Here is a 17327-nt window from a genome sequence, read left to right on the forward strand (position 1 = left end):
ATGATGGTATTATGTTGCCATCTAATAAAAAGGTAAGGCTTGGAGGTTTTTTAATGGATGCATTGGATATCATTTCAGATTTAGATAACGTTATTCCATTTTTTCAACCGATATTCAGTGCGGATGAGCACCGGGCGATTGGCTATGAAATTTTAGGAAGATACAACGGTAAGCAGGGGATACAATCTTTAGGCCCATTTTTCCTAGACGATGAAATTCCTGACGAATATCGACTTGAAGTAGATAATACCGTTTTAACCAAGGCGCTAGAATTGGCGGTTTCGCTCGACAAGGATGTATTATTATTTATTAATCGTGATGCTGATATGTTAATGCAGGATGATGGTGAACAATTTTTACAGCTGCTTTTGCAGTACGAAGAAAAAGGGATTTCTTTAAAGCGAATTGTGTTGGAGATTTCTGAGTTAAATTATAAAGGTGATATGGAGCACTTAGATCATTTGTTGAATTACTACCGAACTTACGGTATGAAGGTAGCAATCGATAAAGTAGCTAATGAAAATAATCAATTGGATCGAATTGGCCAATTGGCTCCCGATATTATTAAAGTTGATTTGCAAGCACTTAGATCGCTCGGGTCGTCATCAGGCTTTCAGGATGTATTATATTCATTATCATTACTAGCTCGGAAAATTGGGGCAACACTCTTATTTGAAAATATTGAAATGGTTTTCCAGCTTCAATTTGCATGGAAAAATGGCGGACGGTACTACCAAGGCTTTTTCTTAGCAAAGCCAGAGGATCATTTTGTTGAACGGGACATACTCAAAGAGCGACTTAAGGAAGAGTTCCATTCCTTTATTGTTAGTGAAAAGAAGAAGCTTGAAACGTTGTATAAATTGACTGAGGACTTTCAACAGCAACTTCAATTGATGCTGACAAAGTACCGAAAAGTCACGAATAATTATGATGAATTGTTAATGGCATTAGTCACTGAGTTAAAGTCAATTGCATTTCGTGTTTACATTTGTGATGAAGAAGGGTTTCAAAAAACAGCCAATTACTTTTATGTTAATGAACAGTGGGAAATTCAGCAGGATTATATTAATAAAAACTGGAGTTGGCGTCCGTATTTCCTAGAAAATATTATTAAGATGAGAAATGAGCAAAAAGGAATACTTTCCGATCTCTATAGTGACATCGAAACAGGAGAGACGATTCGGACCTTCTCATACCCTGTTAATTCTAATGACTATATTTTCATCGATTTATCTTATAGCTTTTTGTATCAGCAAGATGGACTTCTTTAATTTGAACATGAATAAAAAATCATGCAATGCGACATGTTAAGTGTAAAGGAGTGAGTCTTGCATGGTTTTTTCAGCAAACATGTTGTTGGGAGTAGCGATGGCCATTCTTGCTGTGTCGCTCATATATACGTTTATGCTTGGACGGCAACAAAAGGCGTTGAAAAGCGAAATGGATTCAAAAATTCCGCATCCTGTCCAAGATCATATTTATATGCGAAATCCTGTTTTTTTAACCTATGCGATTTTCTTTGCGCTTGTATTATTAATTATCGTCTTTTTTGCAGGCACAATGAACTGGTAAGGTCTCAATTTATTGAGGCCTTTTTATTATTAGAATAAAACAATTTCCATTTGTCGTTTGTAGAAGAATCTTTGTTGTCTTTAGTCTTTTTCTGTCTAATCGTGGATTTAATTAGCGAACTATTTTTTCGTAAAATAGGAATATTCACTGATAAAATGAATATATAAAGTGATGGGAAAGGGGTTAGTAAATGAACAAAGCCATTCGATTTAGTTTGATTATCACGGTTATTTTATTATTGCTACCAGTTCAAACATATGCGATATTAACTAGCGAAAATCCTGAGGAGATTCTCAAGTTTGTCAATGAGTCTTTTCAAGCTCAGGTTGCTCTTAGTGAAAAAGACCGGAGTCTCAACGAGGTGCATGAGCTGCTTTCCCCGTATTTCACCCAGTCATACATGGAATTATTTTTAAAGGAAAATTTGGTGGAGGAAAATCAAAAATATTTTACGCTTGGTTCAGACTTTGCACTATACTACATCCCCTTTTTTAGTTATAACGATGACACAAAAGTAGTAATAAAGCAGGATGAAATTTATGTATTTGAATTTTTTCCTGGAAATCAAGAAGGACCTGTTACTTACCATGATCATTATGAAGGAATATTGTTAACAAAACAAAATGGTCAATACAAAGTGGCAGAGTATTTAAATAACATTCCAGATGAATTGATTGATCCTCAAGAACAAAAAGAAGGAAGGTCAACAAAGAATGACCAATCCTCATTATTATCTACATTCATTACGAGCCGCATTCCAGTAAAAAAACCACTTGATTTCTTCGTCCATTTTTACACAAACGGCAATTTTAAACTATTGATACATAAAAGCTGACTCGTAATCGAGTCAGCTTTTATTCTGGTATATTCAATGCCTTCGCTAGTTCCTTTGCGTCAAAGCCACGAATGATTCGATCACCGATAACAATTGTAGGTGTCGAATACGATTGGTATTTATTGATCAATTCATTACGTGCTTTATTGTCTACTTTAATATTTTTTTCGGTATAGGAAAACCCATATTCCTTTAAAAACTTTTTAGTAATTTCACAAGGCGGGCAATCTGGTTGGGAATATAATATGATTTCGCTCAAAAAATTTCCTCCGTTTAACTCTTCTTTCGATTCTGGTGCTCCAAATAATGGATTAGTCCTTGGGAACAGACGTTGATATCTAGCTTAATTACCTCTATTGCCGGATGATCTGCTGGAATCTCTTTCGATTGCAAGAAATCAAGTACTTTAGCAAGAATTGATTTCTCAGTAGCTTGAACTTGATCTTCAGTCTGCTCGTAGTTTCGATAGGCTTCACTTGCAGTATCAACGAAAATATTTAACCACATTCTTACTTGGCTGTAAATCTCATTTACATTTTCTGAACCACCAAAATGTCCAAAATAAATATGATCCAAATTCAGCTTCTCAAACATAGATAAAGATTGTCGCATCTTGTCCGGGTCAAATTGATTAGGTGAGGTTGATGGTAGATATAATTCAACTCCATCACGATGCAGCTGAGGATAGTACACTCCAGATGTGTCTCCAGTAAACATAGCGTTAGTTGGAGGGTAATAAATACTGAAATGATGATTTGCGTGACCTGGCGAATCATAAAATTTTAGCATACAGTTTTGCCCAATGCTAAGTTCTTCTTCATGGTTTTTCACGATCAGACGATCTTCTGGAATCGGAACAATTGGATCAAATAATGCATCAAACTTTTCCCCATATACCATTCTTGCCCCTGCTATCAGTCTTGAGGGGTCCGCTAAATGTCTGGCACCTTTAGGATGAACGACTACCTTAGCATTTGGACAATGCTGAAGCATTAACCCTGCGCCACCAGCGTGATCGAGATGAATATGTGTCACAATGATATATTTTACTTCTTCCGGAGAAATTTGTAATTCCTTCAAACCTTGGAGTAAATATGGGATAGATGGGCTTGCAGAAGTTTCAATGATTGTTAGTTCTTCCTCAAACAGCACGTATGTACCGGTTCGTTCTTCCCAACTCAGATCAAAGTCATCAATTAAATAAAGATTTTTCGCTAATTTCCGTGGTTTTGACAAAAAATCACATCCTTTTTCACCTTTTACTTGTACAATGCCTCTCATTATTTTATTCTGTTAATATTGGTATGTAAAGAGAAATGGTTTGAATTTTCTGAAATTAATCCTATTGGATAGAATCATGCCAGTTGATAAAAGCTATAGTAAATGTTTGTTTTCGTTGAAAGGAGAGGTAGCATGTCACAGCTTCAAGGTATATTAACTAGGTTGAAAAACCTTCATGAGCAAGCAAATGGAGGAGAGCCATCACAACGATTTTTCGAGGTGAATGGAGAGCGCAAATGTCAAGTTACATACAATCCAAAATCAGCAACATTTGAACTTGAAATATACAACGAAAAGGAAAAACCAAAGCGCTATCAATTTGACAACATTGATATGATCGCAATTGAAATTTTTGATTTGATTCAGTAAAAAGAGCCCTTGTGGTTCTTTTTTTTGAGTAAAAGTTTGTTATTGTTTCCCAATTTTCTGATAATGATGGTTCTCTTCATAGGAATTAACAGGAGAACTATGGTAAAATGAGAAAGATTCGGTATAGAGCGAAAATATTATGAGGAGATTCGGAGATGTTCAAACTTCAAGACGAAGAATTTTCAAGATTTAGCCTTTCTGATTATTTAATTCCAGCTGAACGTGTTGCGCATGTGCAAATCGGAAATAATGTGGAGCACGCTTTATTAGTGCTAACGAAAAGCGGCTACACCGCCATCCCAGTTCTAGATCCCACTTATAAATTACATGGTTTAATTAGTACACCAATTATTATGGAATCGATACTCGGTTTAGAACGAATTGAGTTTGAAAAGTTGGAACAAAAACGAGTCGAAGAAGTTATGCTAACTGACATTCCACGGTTGAAAACTGATTCCTCACCTGAAACATGTCTTAACCTATTAGTGGATCATCCATTTTTATGTGTTGAAGATGAGGATGGACTGTTTGAAGGAATTTTGACTCGGAGAGCGATATTATTACAATTAAGTAAGAGATTGCAACAAATAGAAAAAACAGAAGGCTCCTAATTTGGAGCTTGTTTTTTCGTCTGAAATGATTGAAATCTTAAGTAGGTGATGCAATGGAAGGAGTTTATGAGAGACGGTTACTTAAACAAAGAAAAAACCAAACGAAACGTCCTTTTGTTTTAGCAGCTGTAATGCTGGCGATGTTTATGGGGGCGATTGAAGCAACTATTGTGTCCACAGCTATGCCAGATATCGTAGCTGACCTCGGAGGTTTTTCATTATACAGTTGGGTTTTTTCTGCATATTTATTGATGAATTCTGTAACAGTACTGATCTATGGTAAATTATCCGATTTATTCGGGCGAAAACCCATTCTAATTTTTGGGATTGTGATTTTTTTAATTGGCTCTATTTTGTGCGGAATAGCAACATCAATGGAAATGTTAATTATTTTCCGTTTGATTCAAGGCTTTGGGGCAGGGGCCGTAACACCAATTGCTACAACGATAGTTGGGGATATTTATACGATGGAGGAACGGGCTAAAATCCAAGGCTATCTTGCCAGTGTATGGGGAATCTCTGCGATCATGGGTCCTGCTTTAGGCGGTTTACTCGTTCAATTTGTAAGTTGGCGGTATGTGTTTTGGATTAATATCCCACTAGGACTTTTAGCAATTGCAGGTTTATGGTTCTTTTTACATGAAACGGTTGAGAAGAAAAAGCGGCAAATTGATTACATAGGGGCAGCGTTAATGACGGTAGTAGTTAGTGCGCTCATGATTGTGCTAGTTCAAGGGGGAACTAATTGGAGCTGGTTATCGCCACAAGCGCTTTCGTTATTATCGATAAGCTTGATTGCTTTCATGATGTTTATTTGGCAAGAAAAGCGGTTCTCTGAACCGGTTATGCCACTATCTATCTGGCGTGAACGTTCAATCCTAATAGCAAATATCGCATCATTAATTACAGGCATCATGTTAATAGGTATTTCTAGCTTTTTACCAACATTTGTTCAAGGTGTGATGGAGCAATCACCAATGGTGGCAGGATTTACATTAACGACGATGTCAATTGGTTGGCCGATCGCATCAACAATCTCCGGTCGAATGATGATCAAATATGGCTATCGAGGAACTTCTATCATCGGTGGAATACTACTGATTTTAGGTAGTTCAATGTTTGTATTATTAACCCCGCAACTTGGACCGTTGTGGGCGGCGCTAAGCTCATTTTTCTTTGGATTTGGTATGGGACTAACGAGCACTGCATTTATTGTTTCAATCCAAAGTGGTGTTAGCTGGGAACAGCGCGGAATTGCAACAGCAGCAAATATGTTTATGAGGAACTTAGGTAATACGGTGGGGGCAGCCCTTCTTGGTGGTATCCTAAATAGTCAATTGTATCGCTATATAAATAAGCAAGAGGAAACAAAGGATTATTCAATTGATTCAATAAACTTATTGTTAAATGAAACTGAACGAAATGAATTATCGCAAGCGGTAAGGCACATTTTACAAGAAGGGCTAACCTTGTCACTTCACACTGTTTATTATGTTGTATTGGTCATGTCGATTATCAGTTTCATATTAGTGTTTATGCTACCAAAAAAGAAAGCTGAGACTAATTCGATGGTAAAGGAGTAAAAAAGTTTGTCTTCATTATCAGAATTTCATTTTTTGTCTGTATTAGCCCAAGAAATGAATATGCGCCGGGCTGCGGAACGATTATTTGTTTCTCAGCCAGCTCTTTCACAACGTCTGCAGACGATTGAAAAGGAATGGGGGACGAAATTATTCATTCGCTCACAAAAGGGTCTTACCCTAACTCCTGCAGGTGAGAGTGTAATTAAATTTGTTAACGACGTTCTTGAGCAGGAAGATGAGGTCCGCGAAACCATTCATGCGATGAATTCACAGATTCAAGGTACACTGAAAATTGCTGTAGCATCTATTGTCGGACAAAATTGGCTCCCAAAGGTATTAAAAAAATACGTTAAACGTTATCCTCAAGCAAAAATTTCACTCATTACCGGTTGGAGTAGTGAAATATTAAAAACAATGTATGAAGATCAGGCCCATGTAGGAATTATCCGGGGAACACCCGATTGGAAAGGCGTAAAAATTCATTTGTTTGAGGATAATCTATATTTGGTTGACACTGAAATTAATCGGTTAGAACAAGTGCTGGAATCTGATCGGCCATTTATTCAGTTTAAAAGCGATTCCAATTACTATCAGGAAATCCATAACTGGCTTCACCGCCAATTTGGAACCTTGCCGAAACGAACGATAGTTGTTGACCAAATTGAGACTTGTAAACAAATGACGTTAAACGGAATTGGATATGCCATCTTACCTGCCATCACATTAACAGGGGAAGAGAAAAACATTTTCAAGATTCCATTAATCGGTGAAGATGGGAAGCCAATAAAACGCGATGCCTGGCTTGTCGGGTACGAATCAGCCTTTAAGCTGAAGCAGGTTCAAGCTTTTGTGGATTTAATTAAAGAGGATTTTGAAGAATAACATAGTAGTGTTTTTCTTGTTTTCAGTACAATTGTCTGATAAATTGTTTGTATATGTACATAAAGGAGGAACTAAATTATGAAAATGATGGATGCCAATGAAATTATTTCATTTATTTCCAATAGTAAAAAAGCTACCCCAGTAAAGGTTTACATTAAAGGGGATTTAGAAGGAATAGATTTTGGCGAAAACTCAAAAGCTTTTATCAACGGTAATACTGGGGTTGTTTTTGGTGAATGGAGCGAAATTAATCCTATAATAGAAGCACATCAAGCACAAATCGAAGACTATGTGCTTGAAAATGATCGCCGTAACTCAGCGATCCCGATGCTTAATCTTAAAAATATTAAAGCGCGTATCGAGCCAGGTGCAATTATTCGTGATCATGTTGAAGTAGGCGATAATGCTGTAATCATGATGGGAGCAGTTATTAACATTGGTGCTGTGATTGGTGCAGGTACGATGATTGACATGAATGCTGTTCTAGGTGGACGAGCTACTGTCGGTAAAAATTGTCACGTTGGAGCAGGAGCCGTGTTAGCTGGTGTCATCGAACCCCCTTCAGCTCAACCGGTAATTTTAGAGGATAATGTCCTTATCGGTGCAAATGCAGTAGTACTTGAAGGAGTTCGTATCGGAGAAGGTTCCGTAGTTGCTGCGGGTGCTGTTGTCACAACTGATGTGGAACCTTATACTGTTGTAGCTGGAACTCCAGCGCGTCTAATCAAGAAAATTGATGATAAAACAAAATCAAAAACTGAAATTATGATGGAGCTTCGTCAATTATAGGAGCTATTGAGAAAGCGTGGGTCCAATTGGTCCACGCTTTCTTTAGAGAGGAGACCAGAAAATGTCTTTAAATCCATTTGTAGAAATTAGAAGAGACCTGCACCAAATCCCTGAGCTAGGCTTCCAGGAATTTAAAACACAAAGTTACTTATTAAACTATCTAGAAAAATTACCACAGGACAGGCTAGAAATTAGACAATGGAAAACTGGACTAGTCGTCAAAATTAATGGTAAAGCTCCTTCTCAAACAATTGCCTATCGGACAGATATAGATGGCTTACCTATAACTGAAGAAACAAACTTGCCATTTAAATCACAGCACCCTGGAAATATGCACGCATGTGGTCATGATTTTCATATGAGTATTGCGTTAGGAGTACTGACTAATCTAGTTGAAAATCCAATTGACGATGATGTCGTATTTCTTTTTCAACCAGCAGAGGAAGGTCCAGGAGGGGCTGAACCTATGTTGAAATCCGGTGTATTGGACGGATGGGATCCAGATTTAATTATTGCTCTCCATATTGCACCAGAATATCCAGTCGGTACTATCGCAATTAAGCCAGGGCTACTGTTTGCAAATACTTCAGAGCTATTTATCGATTTAGTGGGTAAAGGTGGACATGCTGCCTATCCGCATCAAACAAACGACATGGTAGTTGCTGCATGCTCGTTAGTAACGCAACTGCAAAGTATTGTGGCAAGAAATGTAGATCCTCTCGATAGCGCAGTAATTACAATTGGTAAAATTGAAGGTGGCACAGTTCAAAATATTATTGCCGAACGAGCTAGATTAGAGGGAACCATTCGGACCCTTTCCGAGGAATCGATGGAAAAGGTTAAAGAAAGAGTTCACGCAATCGTAAAAGGGATAGAAGTTGGCTACCAATGCCAAACGACAATAGATTTTGGGGCAATGTATCACCAAGTATATAATCATCACGGATTAACAGCGGAATTTGTTGAGTATATGAATGAGAATTCTGATTTAACCGTAGTGGAATGTAAGGAAGCAATGACTGGAGAGGATTTTGGCTATATGCTGAAGGAAATCCCAGGATTTATGTTTTGGTTAGGGGTTGATTCGGATTTCGGTTTACACCATTCCAAACTGCATCCTAATGAGGCTGCGATTGAAAAAGCCGTAAACGGAATTGTTAGCTATATTCAATTTAAGGGTAATCGTGATTAGTTGCTAATATGTAGTAATCTTAAAATCGATAAGTGAAAACGTTGATAGGACAAGGCTTATCATTTGGATTTGCAAATTTTACATGCTAAAATATACAAGGGTCGACACAATATTTACCTCTGACCGTTTAAAAATTTTGATTCAAGGGAAAACCAAATAATGGATTTTAGTTGCTTAAATTATAATAAATTCTTTTTTAAATTAATTATAATTTAATATTGACTAAAAAGTAGGATAAGCATATAATTAAAACTGTGAAAAGGGAACCCATGAGGAGTTAATCCTCATTGAATACAATATTGGAGGGATTTTTAATGGCAGAACGTTTAGTAGGAAAACAAGCACCACGTTTCGTGATGGATGCAGTTTTACCAAACAAAGAATTTGGAAAAGTTAGTTTAGAAGAGAACATGAAAAATGATAAATGGACAGTATTATTCTTCTATCCAATGGACTTCACATTTGTTTGTCCAACTGAAATCGTTGCGGTTTCTGATCGTTACGAAGAATTTGAAGACCTTGATGCAGAAGTAATTGGTGTATCAACTGATACTATTCATACTCACCTTGCTTGGATCAATACTGACCGCAATGCAAATGGTCTTGGTCAATTAAGATACCCACTTGCTGCTGATACAAACCATGTTGTAGCTCGTGACTATGGTGTACTTATTGAAGAAGAAGGTATCGCACTTCGTGGCCTATTCATCATCAGCCCTGAAGGTGAATTACAATATGCTGTTGTTCACCACAACAACATCGGTCGTGACGTTGATGAAACTTTACGTGTACTTCAAGCGTTACAAACTGGCGGTCTTTGCCCAGCTAACTGGCGTCCAGGTCAAGACACTCTATAATTTTATAAAAATCAAGAGGCTAACTCAATTTGAGTTGGTCTCTTTTACTTTTTAAAGAGTCAATATTAACTGATTTGAAGTGCTTATTCATTTCCATTTATGCTAAAATGGGACAATAAAGAATGTAGTGTATTTGGAGGACAATCATCATGAAAAAAGAATTTGCTGTTATCGGTTTAGGACGGTTTGGCGGTAGTATTTGCCGCACGCTTGCAGAGCAAGGGATGGAAGTTTTAGCAATAGATATGGATGAAGATCGGGTCAATGAATTCTCAGGAATAGCTTCCCATGCTGTTGTTGGGGATTGTACAGATGAGCAAGTATTAAAAAGCCTTGGAATCAGAAACTTTGATCATGTCCTTGTGGCAATTGGAAATGACATTAAAGCAAGTATTTTAACAACGTTAATGTTGATAGAATTAGGAGTTACGAATATTACGGTGAAAGCGCAAGACGATTATCATGAAAAGGTACTGCGTAAAATTGGTGCAAATCACGTCGTTCATCCGGAACGCGATATGGGCCGACGTATTGCCAATCATATTGCAAGCAATAATGTGCTAGATTACTTAGAGCTATCTGAGGAACATAGCATCGTTGAAATTATAGCAAATCAAAAGCTTGGGGGTCATTCGATTATCGATTTAGATATTCGAGCAAAGTACGGGATTACGATTGTTGCTATCAAACGAGAAAACAATATCATCGTATCCCCACAGGCAAATGAAGTGATTCATTCAGGTGATGTTTTAGTTGTGATCGGAGCCGATGTTGACATCAATCGATTTGAAAGGAAAGCGATGTAAAGTGGCGAGCTTAGTTTAGAGTTTACAGTTCAAGTTATCGGTTAAAAAGCTTGCTTGCTAGTGTAGCGAACAATTAGGATGGAGCGGTCACCATAAGGCATGGGGCGCTTATGGTGCCCGTGCGGCGATAAAAAAGGCTGGAGCGGTAACCAAAGAGGGCGAATGGTGCCCGTGCTGTGATAAAAAAGGCAGGAGCGGTAACCATAGAGCGTGAATGGTGCCCGTGAGGCGATAAAAAAGGCAAGAGCGGTAACCATAGAGCGTGAATGGTGCCCGTGAGGCGATAAAAAAGGATGGAGCGGTAACCATAGAGCGCCAATGGTGCCCGTGAGGCGATAAAAAAGGATGGAGCGGTAACCATAGAGCGCGAATGGTGCCCGTGAGGCGATAAAAAAGGATGGAGTGGTAACCATAGAGCGCGAATGGTGCCCGTGCGGCGATAAAAAAGGCAGGAGAGGTAACCATAGAGCGCGAATGGTGCCCGCAAGGCGATAAAAAAGGCGGGAGAGGTAACTATAGAGCGTGAATGGTGCCCGTGCTGTGATAAAAAAGGATGGAGCGGTAACCATAGAGCGCGAATGGTGCCCGTGCTGTGATAAAAAAGGATGGAGAGGTAACCATTGAGCGCGAATGGTGCCCGTGCTGTGATAAAAAAGGATGGAGCGGTAACCATAGAGCGCGAATGGTGCCCGTGCGGCGATAAAAAAGGCAGGAGAGGTAACCATAGAGGGCGAATGGTGCCCGTGCCGGGTCGAAAATCGAAGTAGCGGTAACGATAACCAAATTATCGTGCCCATGCCGAGCGAAAAATCGAAGCAACAGTAACGATAACCAAATTATCGTACCCATGCCGAGCCAAAAATCGAAGCAGCGGTAACGATAGCTCAAATATCGTGCCCATGCCGAGCGAAAAATCGAAGCAACAGTAACGATAACCAAATTATCGTGCCCATGCCCGGCCAAAAATCGAAGCAGCGGTAACGATAGCTCAAATATCGTGCCCATGCCGAGCGAAAAATCGAAGTAGCGGTAACGATAGCTCAAATATCGTGCCCACCCAAAGCCAAAAATCGAAGCGACGGTAACGATAGCCCAAATATCATCCCCCCGCACAGAGCCAAAAATCAAAGCAAACATAACAAAGACCTACGCACAAAAAACATACAAAAAAGCTCGCCAACCGGCGAGCTTTTCTAATTTCCATTAAACTTCCATAATAATCGGAAGAATCATTGGGCGTCGTTTTGTTTTTTCATATAAGAATGGAGCAAGAGTATCTGTAATTTCATTCTTAATTTCAGACCATTGTGTTGTTTTACGCTCCATCACCTTATTTAGGTGCTTTGTAATCAATACTTGAGCATCGTTAATAAGGTCGCTTGATTCGCGCATATAGACAAATCCACGTGAAATTAAGTCAGGACCTGCAGCAATCTTAAAGTCTTTCATATTAATGCTTACAACGACAATAACGAGTCCTTCTTCCGAAAGAATACGGCGGTCGCGTAATACAATATTACCGATGTCGCCAATTCCACTTCCGTCAATATAGACATTTCCAGATGGAATTTTCCCAGCAACCTGGGCCATATTATCACTTAGCGCCAATACTTCACCATTATCCATAATGAAGCAATTTTCTTCGGGAACACCACAATCGACAGCTAATTTAGCGTGCATTCGTTGCATGCGGTATTCACCGTGAATTGGCATAAAGAATTTTGGTTTTATTAGGCGAAGCATTAGCTTTTGTTCCTCTTGGCCACCATGACCTGAAGTATGGATATTGCTTAATGGTCCATGAATGACTTCTGCGCCTGCCTTAAACAACATATTTATTGTACGACTTACGCTAATCGTATTTCCTGGGATTGGTGATGAAGAGAAAACAACAGTATCTCCAGGAATGATTTGAATTTGACGATGAGTTCCGTTGGCAATTCGTGATAATGCAGCCATTGGTTCACCTTGGCTACCAGTACATAGGATCGTTACTTTGTTTGCAGGTAAGCGATTAATTGACTGAGCATCAATAAAAGTATCCTTCGGTGCACTGATATAACCTAAATCCAGACCGATTTCAATTGCTGCTTCCATGCTTCGTCCAAAAACAGCAACTTTTCGGCCGTTTGCAACAGCAGCCTCAGTAACTTGCTGAAGACGGTGGATATTAGATGCGAATGTAGCAAAGATAATCCGCCCGTCAACGGTGCGGAAAATATCATCAATGCTTTCTCCGACCTTACGCTCTGACATTGTGAAGTTTGGGATTTCACTATTTGTGCTATCAGAAAGTAGGCAAAGGACACCTTCTTTTCCTATTTCAGCCATTTTGGTAAGGTTTGCTGGTTCACCGACTGGAGTAAAATCGAACTTGAAATCCCCTGTATGAACAACTTGTCCAGGAGGAGTTTTTACGACAATACCATATGAATCTGGGATACTGTGAGTGGTACGGAAAAAAGTAACCGATGTTTTTCTGAACTTAATGATATCGTCCTCTTTTATTTCATAAAGCTTGGCATTTCTTAATAGACCGTGTTCTTCAAGTTTATTTCGAATTAGACCAAGGGCAAGTTTTCCACCGTAAATAGGAACGTTGATTTGCCGAAGTAAATAGGGGATACCACCGATGTGATCTTCATGACCATGGGTAACAAATAATCCTTTAATTTTATCTTCATTTTTAATTAAATACGTGTAATCCGGAATAACATAATCAATTCCCAGTAATTCGTCTTCAGGGAATTTGATACCTGCATCTATTAGAATTATTTCATCCTGAAATTGTACGGCGTAGGTGTTCTTACCGATTTCCCCAAGTCCGCCCAGGGCAAACACGGCTGTTTGATCATTCTTTACAAATTTCATATTTTATTCAATCTCCAATACATTAAAGTCTTCGTTTTTTTGCTCATATTCTAAAAATGCACCTTCTACTGCTTGTACATACTCGATGTTATATGATTTATCGATTAATTTTTTTCGGACATCTCTTTCTGAATCCCCATATACATAAAGCGTTTTTGTTTTTTCACGTACTGGTACCTGTTTATTTGATTCCTGAAAATATACTTTAAAAATCATGACTATCTCTCCTTAATTTCTTTTGATTATTTATTTTTGAAAGTCTACGCAAAACGCCGTAAGCGTGCGTACCTTGCACTTTTGATATAGGTATATTACCTTCATGTTTAAAGTAATAAATAATTATTGTAGTCCTGTTATTGTTAATTACTCCGTTTTGGTGAAAACCAGGTGTTTTCAAGCCACTATATTATATAATAACAGGTTTTTCATTTTTTTTCTTGCCTTAACAAATTATTCATGGGAAGGAATAACTGGGATGGGCTTCCAAGGAATGTTAATTGGTGTTAATTACAAATGTACAACAAGGAAGAAGCCCTTCGCAAGTTTGAAGGGCCAAAATGCACTAAGCGATAGATTTTTTTCGAAGTAAATCTTTCCACTGTTTTAAGAGCTTCTGTCTTAGCTTCTTTAACATAGTGGATCATCTCCTCACTTCCTATTTTAAACCATCCTTGTCCAATGTAAAGTAGGTAAAGAGTATTTATTAAAAAGTCGCTCGATACTTCCTTTTTACTAGTATATGCTTAAACTGCAATAATTTTTCATGGGTATATTTGGGAACCTTCATTCTCTATATCTTGTTAAATAAATAACTGACGATTAGAAAATGTGTTTTTCCAACATTTTAATGTTATATTAGTATTTTAATCACTATAAGGAGATACGTTTATATGAAGGAATTAATCTTTTTGGATATTGATGGGACAATTTTGAATCATGAAAATAAAATCCCTGAAAAAACAAAGCAGGCCATACAAAGCTTAAAGGAAAAGGGACATTTCGTTGCGATTGCAACTGGTAGAGCCCCATTTATGTTTGAAGATATTAGAAAAGAATTGGATATTGACTCTTTTGTAAGCTTCAACGGTCAATATGTTGTATTTGAAAATAAGCTACTTTATAAAAATCCATTAAATATAGATGAATTACATAGAATTCATCATTATTCCGATGAAAAAGGACATCCGCTTGTGTTTATGAGTGAAAAATCAATGAAATCGAGTGTCCCACACCATCACTATATTGAAGAGAGTTTGAGTAGCCTTCAGTTTTCTCATCCGGAGCACGATGATGATTACTATAAAAATAAAGAGATATACCAAGCTTTATTATTTGTAGAGGAACATGAAGAATATTTATATGAAAACACATTTGATGATTTTAATTTTGTGCGTTGGCACCCATTTTCTGTTGATGTGATTCCAAAAGGTGGATCGAAGGCTGACGGAATAAAACAAATGGTGGAAGCTCTTGGAATGAAAATGGAGGATGTATACGCGTTCGGTGATGGTTTAAATGATATCGAAATGATTCAAGCGGTGGGGACAGGAGTAGTGATGGGGAATGCAAGCAACGAGGTAAAGCAGCATGCTAATTTTATCACTAAATCTGTAGATGAAGATGGCTTATGGTATGGTTTGAAGGAGCTTGGTCTTATTTAACTGGAATTTTTTAAGCCGGTACCCATATGGTAACCGGCTTTTACTATTTATCTAATTATTTCAATTGCATTTTCAGGGCGGTAATAAGGGTCTTGCTTGTTAATGTGGTCATAAAACATAATACCATGCAAATGATCTATTTCGTGTTGGAAGACGATAGCAGGCATACCCTTTAGTCTTAATTGAATTTCTTTTCCTTCTAAATCGTAGGCTTTCACGGTGATACGGGCATGTCTTGGTACGAATCCGGGAATGTTTTCATCGACAGATAGGCAACCTTCACCAGATGATAAGTAAGCCTTCTCAACAGAATGACTAATGATTTTAGGATTAAATAAAGCGTGGCTGTAAAGTTTGTCTTTATCGTCCTTAACATGAATAGCGATCATTTTTTTTGTAACATTAATTTGGGGTGCAGCTAGGCCGATGCCAGGTCGTAGATTGTATTTCGCTGCGATTTCAGGATTTTGACTGTTTTGAACAAATTCCATCATGTCTGCTAATATTTTTTTGTCTTCGTCTGAAGGCGGGAGCTGAACATCATCTGCCACTTTTCTTAAATTGGGATGTCCGTCCCTTATGATATCATCCATTGTTAGCATCTATAAAACACTCCTAATTCTTTTTTCAAATGATTCCGATACTTATTTTAGTTATGATTATGTATGTAATATAACAAAGAATAAGCAAAAAGTTAATTAATACAACCTTTGTGAAACAACTCATGTACATATACAGAAAAAAGAGGAGAATAATCTCCCCTTAATATATTTCCTTATTTTATATTAACAAAATGCGCTACCTACAATAATTAATAAAATGAAGAGGACGACGATTAAGGCAAAGCATCCTCCAAAGCCTACTCCTCCGCCATAGGCAGGGTAGCAACAACCGCCTCCGTATCCATATCCACCATAACCAAACATAAGGAAAACCTCCCTGATTGTTATTCGTCTATATGACGTTCACTATAAACTATGCTTGTGAAAGGTTTTTGTGTAGGCCGTTGCCTAAGCAATAAGAGTTTGGTCAAATTTTCCTTTTATTAATAAAAAGTTAAATAAATGGGCTTTTTAGGCTTTAAGCAGCTATTGAAAAATGAATAGACAATCGATATAGTTAGAATATGTTAGGGGGTAGAATTGTGTCGAGGATTAGGAAATTCGTCTTCATCGCTTTTTTGGCAATCGGTGCCATGACATTGTCTGGTTGTCTAGGGGAAAAGCCTGAAGAAGAAATGTTTAATGTACTAGAGGATGTCGTAAAAGCTGAAAAGGGCTTTGAAGACCAACAGAAACCACTTGTAGAGCTTGAGAAAAAAGAAAGAGAGCTATATGAAAAGATCATGTCATTAAAGAGTGATCAGCAAGAACAAATTATTAAACTTTCCGATGAAGCACTAAAGATTGTAGCAGATCGCCAAAAGCATATCGAGTTAGAAAAAGAAAGTATTGATGCTTCTAAAAAGAAATTTGAAACAATCGCACCGATTGTGGATGACTTGAAGGATAAGGATTTACAAAGTGAAGCAAAGAAATTAACAGAAACTATGAATGAACGATATAAAATACATAATGAGCTTTATAAGCAGTATCAATCGGGAATTAAATATGATAAGGAACTATATAAAATGTTAAAGGATAAAGACGTTCCTTTGGAAAAGCTTGAAGAACAAGTGAATAAAATTAATAAAACCTATGATGAAGTGTTAGCTACAAATGAAAATTTCAATACTCAAACGAATCAGTACAATAAAATAAAGCTATCCTTTTATAAAAAGGCAGGCATTAAGGTTGCGGAATAATCAATCACGAAAATCGGTCCAAATGGGCCGATTTTTTTATTGTTAAAAGGAGGAAACTTATGTTTTGTGATAGTGATATTTGTCACTGTAATATATCAAAGCATTCTCATAGTTGTTTTATAGTACAGTTTGTGATAATTGATGAAACAGAACAAAAATAATAAATGTGAATAAAATGTGAATAGGATTAAACATTATGTTTGACTTGTTAATT

General features: G+C 37.6%; 20 protein-coding genes. 13 read left to right on the forward strand and 7 right to left on the reverse strand.

Annotation, left to right across the window (positions count from 1 at the left end; translation table 11 throughout):
• Window positions 1-53 precede the first annotated feature (53 nt).
• The 3 genes from FXW34_RS00400 (at window position 54) to FXW34_RS00410 (ending at window position 2407) form a co-directional block, all read left to right on the forward strand.
• Window positions 54-1271 (forward strand): EAL domain-containing protein, encoded by a 1218-nt coding sequence (locus FXW34_RS00400; protein ID WP_147531775.1) that lies wholly within the window; start codon window positions 54-56, stop codon window positions 1269-1271.
• A 61-nt stretch (window positions 1272-1332) separates the two neighbouring features.
• On the forward strand, window positions 1333-1572 hold the full coding sequence (locus FXW34_RS00405) for a hypothetical protein (RefSeq protein ID WP_147531777.1): 240 nt from the start codon (window positions 1333-1335) through the stop codon (window positions 1570-1572).
• Between the two features lie 190 nt (window positions 1573-1762).
• Window positions 1763-2407, forward strand: a complete 645-nt coding sequence (locus FXW34_RS00410; RefSeq protein ID WP_147531779.1) for a DUF3993 domain-containing protein — start codon at window positions 1763-1765, stop codon at window positions 2405-2407.
• A gap of 19 nt (window positions 2408-2426) precedes the next feature.
• On the opposite strand, the gene FXW34_RS00415 is transcribed toward FXW34_RS00410, so the two are convergent.
• Together FXW34_RS00415 and FXW34_RS00420 are read right to left on the reverse strand one after the other, a co-directional pair.
• Window positions 2427-2666 carry a glutaredoxin family protein gene (locus FXW34_RS00415; RefSeq protein ID WP_147531781.1) on the reverse strand — a complete coding sequence of 80 codons (240 nt, stop codon included), beginning with the start codon at window positions 2664-2666 and terminating at the stop codon, window positions 2427-2429.
• Window positions 2667-2680: 14 nt separating this feature from the next.
• Window positions 2681-3643 carry an MBL fold metallo-hydrolase gene (locus tag FXW34_RS00420; protein ID WP_147531783.1) on the reverse strand — a complete coding sequence of 321 codons (963 nt, stop codon included), beginning with the start codon at window positions 3641-3643 and terminating at the stop codon, window positions 2681-2683.
• Between the two features lie 177 nt (window positions 3644-3820).
• Between FXW34_RS00420 and FXW34_RS00425 the strand changes: the two genes are divergently transcribed.
• The 8 genes from FXW34_RS00425 to FXW34_RS00460 all read left to right on the forward strand — a co-directional run bounded on the left by FXW34_RS00425 (window position 3821) and on the right by FXW34_RS00460 (window position 10777).
• Window positions 3821-4057, forward strand: coding sequence for a YkuJ family protein (locus FXW34_RS00425; protein ID WP_147531785.1), 237 nt, complete (start codon window positions 3821-3823; stop codon window positions 4055-4057).
• 155 nt (window positions 4058-4212) lie between these two features.
• A complete protein-coding gene (gene cbpB, locus FXW34_RS00430) occupies window positions 4213-4668 on the forward strand; it encodes a cyclic-di-AMP-binding protein CbpB (protein ID WP_147531787.1) in 456 nt (151 codons plus the stop codon).
• 53 nt (window positions 4669-4721) lie between these two features.
• On the forward strand, window positions 4722-6251 hold the full coding sequence (locus FXW34_RS00435; protein WP_147531789.1) for an MDR family MFS transporter: 1530 nt from the start codon (window positions 4722-4724) through the stop codon (window positions 6249-6251).
• A 6-nt stretch (window positions 6252-6257) separates the two neighbouring features.
• Window positions 6258-7133, forward strand: coding sequence for a transcriptional regulator CcpC (locus tag FXW34_RS00440; RefSeq protein ID WP_147531791.1), 876 nt, complete (start codon window positions 6258-6260; stop codon window positions 7131-7133).
• A 78-nt stretch (window positions 7134-7211) separates the two neighbouring features.
• The gene (gene dapD, locus FXW34_RS00445) at window positions 7212-7922 is read left to right on the forward strand and encodes a 2,3,4,5-tetrahydropyridine-2,6-dicarboxylate N-acetyltransferase (protein ID WP_147531793.1); all 711 of its coding nucleotides are present in this window, start codon (window positions 7212-7214) and stop codon (window positions 7920-7922) included.
• A 61-nt stretch (window positions 7923-7983) separates the two neighbouring features.
• The gene (locus FXW34_RS00450) at window positions 7984-9114 is read left to right on the forward strand and encodes an N-acetyldiaminopimelate deacetylase (RefSeq protein ID WP_147531795.1); all 1131 of its coding nucleotides are present in this window, start codon (window positions 7984-7986) and stop codon (window positions 9112-9114) included.
• 314 nt (window positions 9115-9428) lie between these two features.
• Window positions 9429-9971 carry a peroxiredoxin gene (locus FXW34_RS00455; RefSeq protein ID WP_147531797.1) on the forward strand — a complete coding sequence of 181 codons (543 nt, stop codon included), beginning with the start codon at window positions 9429-9431 and terminating at the stop codon, window positions 9969-9971.
• Between the two features lie 149 nt (window positions 9972-10120).
• Window positions 10121-10777, forward strand: a complete 657-nt coding sequence (locus FXW34_RS00460; RefSeq protein WP_147531799.1) for a potassium channel family protein — start codon at window positions 10121-10123, stop codon at window positions 10775-10777.
• A 513-nt stretch (window positions 10778-11290) separates the two neighbouring features.
• Here FXW34_RS00460 and FXW34_RS00465 read toward each other — a convergent pair.
• The 3 genes from FXW34_RS00465 to FXW34_RS00475 all read right to left on the reverse strand — a co-directional run bounded on the left by FXW34_RS00465 (window position 11291) and on the right by FXW34_RS00475 (window position 13864).
• Complete coding sequence (locus FXW34_RS00465) at window positions 11291-11914, reverse strand: hypothetical protein (protein ID WP_147531801.1); 624 nt, start codon at window positions 11912-11914, stop codon at window positions 11291-11293.
• Between the two features lie 66 nt (window positions 11915-11980).
• The gene (rnjA, locus tag FXW34_RS00470) at window positions 11981-13648 is read right to left on the reverse strand and encodes a ribonuclease J1 (RefSeq protein WP_147531803.1); all 1668 of its coding nucleotides are present in this window, start codon (window positions 13646-13648) and stop codon (window positions 11981-11983) included.
• Window positions 13649-13651: 3 nt separating this feature from the next.
• A complete protein-coding gene (locus FXW34_RS00475; protein WP_147531805.1) occupies window positions 13652-13864 on the reverse strand; it encodes a DNA-dependent RNA polymerase subunit epsilon in 213 nt (70 codons plus the stop codon).
• Window positions 13865-14538: 674 nt separating this feature from the next.
• On the opposite strand from FXW34_RS00475, the gene FXW34_RS00480 reads away from it, so the two are divergent.
• On the forward strand, window positions 14539-15309 hold the full coding sequence (locus FXW34_RS00480; RefSeq protein WP_147531807.1) for a Cof-type HAD-IIB family hydrolase: 771 nt from the start codon (window positions 14539-14541) through the stop codon (window positions 15307-15309).
• A gap of 47 nt (window positions 15310-15356) precedes the next feature.
• On the opposite strand, the gene def is transcribed toward FXW34_RS00480, so the two are convergent.
• Window positions 15357-15911, reverse strand: a complete 555-nt coding sequence (gene def, locus FXW34_RS00485; RefSeq protein WP_147531809.1) for a peptide deformylase — start codon at window positions 15909-15911, stop codon at window positions 15357-15359.
• 183 nt (window positions 15912-16094) lie between these two features.
• A complete protein-coding gene (locus tag FXW34_RS00490; protein ID WP_147531811.1) occupies window positions 16095-16235 on the reverse strand; it encodes a YjcZ family sporulation protein in 141 nt (46 codons plus the stop codon).
• Between the two features lie 218 nt (window positions 16236-16453).
• Here FXW34_RS00490 and FXW34_RS00495 point away from each other — a divergent pair, with 218 nt between their 5' ends.
• Window positions 16454-17113 (forward strand): YkyA family protein, encoded by a 660-nt coding sequence (locus FXW34_RS00495; protein WP_147531813.1) that lies wholly within the window; start codon window positions 16454-16456, stop codon window positions 17111-17113.
• Window positions 17114-17327: the final 214 nt, after the last annotated feature.

The sequence above is a fragment of the Bacillus marasmi genome, from assembly GCF_902168435.1.
Classification (GTDB): Bacteria; Bacillota; Bacilli; order Bacillales; family Cytobacillaceae; genus Bacillus_BU; species Bacillus_BU marasmi.

Coding starts and splice junctions, on each gene's coding strand:
- FXW34_RS00400 (WP_147531775.1), top strand. CDS start 54: ATGGATGCATTGGATATCATTTCAGATTTAGATAACGTTATTCCATTT.
- FXW34_RS00405 (WP_147531777.1), top strand. CDS start 1,333: ATGGTTTTTTCAGCAAACATGTTGTTGGGAGTAGCGATGGCCATTCTT.
- FXW34_RS00410 (WP_147531779.1), top strand. CDS start 1,763: ATGAACAAAGCCATTCGATTTAGTTTGATTATCACGGTTATTTTATTA.
- FXW34_RS00425 (WP_147531785.1), top strand. CDS start 3,821: ATGTCACAGCTTCAAGGTATATTAACTAGGTTGAAAAACCTTCATGAG.
- cbpB (WP_147531787.1), top strand. CDS start 4,213: ATGTTCAAACTTCAAGACGAAGAATTTTCAAGATTTAGCCTTTCTGAT.
- FXW34_RS00435 (WP_147531789.1), top strand. CDS start 4,722: ATGGAAGGAGTTTATGAGAGACGGTTACTTAAACAAAGAAAAAACCAA.
- dapD (WP_147531793.1), top strand. CDS start 7,212: ATGAAAATGATGGATGCCAATGAAATTATTTCATTTATTTCCAATAGT.
- FXW34_RS00450 (WP_147531795.1), top strand. CDS start 7,984: ATGTCTTTAAATCCATTTGTAGAAATTAGAAGAGACCTGCACCAAATC.
- FXW34_RS00455 (WP_147531797.1), top strand. CDS start 9,429: ATGGCAGAACGTTTAGTAGGAAAACAAGCACCACGTTTCGTGATGGAT.
- FXW34_RS00460 (WP_147531799.1), top strand. CDS start 10,121: ATGAAAAAAGAATTTGCTGTTATCGGTTTAGGACGGTTTGGCGGTAGT.
- FXW34_RS00465 (WP_147531801.1), bottom strand. CDS start 11,914: ATGTTTGCTTTGATTTTTGGCTCTGTGCGGGGGGATGATATTTGGGCT.
- rnjA (WP_147531803.1), bottom strand. CDS start 13,648: ATGAAATTTGTAAAGAATGATCAAACAGCCGTGTTTGCCCTGGGCGGA.
- FXW34_RS00475 (WP_147531805.1), bottom strand. CDS start 13,864: ATGATTTTTAAAGTATATTTTCAGGAATCAAATAAACAGGTACCAGTA.
- FXW34_RS00480 (WP_147531807.1), top strand. CDS start 14,539: ATGAAGGAATTAATCTTTTTGGATATTGATGGGACAATTTTGAATCAT.
- def (WP_147531809.1), bottom strand. CDS start 15,911: ATGCTAACAATGGATGATATCATAAGGGACGGACATCCCAATTTAAGA.
- FXW34_RS00490 (WP_147531811.1), bottom strand. CDS start 16,235: ATGTTTGGTTATGGTGGATATGGATACGGAGGCGGTTGTTGCTACCCT.